This window comes from Vibrio sp. 10N.222.49.C9, from assembly GCF_041474985.1.
Classification (GTDB): Bacteria; Pseudomonadota; Gammaproteobacteria; order Enterobacterales; family Vibrionaceae; genus Vibrio; species Vibrio crassostreae_C.
The window spans coordinates 1-230 of record NZ_JBFRVD010001192.1 but is presented as its reverse complement, the minus strand read 5'-3'; the positions used below and the strand labels follow the sequence as shown (position 1 = coordinate 230).

1 protein-coding gene is annotated in these 230 nt (G+C 46.1%); it reads left to right on the top strand.

The features are described from left to right. The coding region (locus AB4585_RS27520) for a LysR substrate-binding domain-containing protein (protein WP_372171924.1) at nt 1–226 on the top strand (226 nt) is incomplete at its 5' end. Nucleotides 227–230: the final 4 nt, after the last annotated feature.

The following is a 230-nucleotide window of genomic DNA, read 5'->3' as shown; positions in this document are numbered from 1 at the left end:
GCTTGGCCTTGCGTGTTTGTCGGAGCTGTCGGTAGATAGCGCCATAAAGGCGGGCAAGGTGAAGAAACTCAACATTAGTTTGCCTCTCGAGCGCTCAATGCAGATCGTTTTGCACAAAGACAAATACTTAAACCCATTACTCGATGCATTCTTGCAATACAGTCTTGCATGGCGTTTAACCGATCACCCCACAAAATCACCAACTCGGCTAGACTGTAAAGAGTGATTTA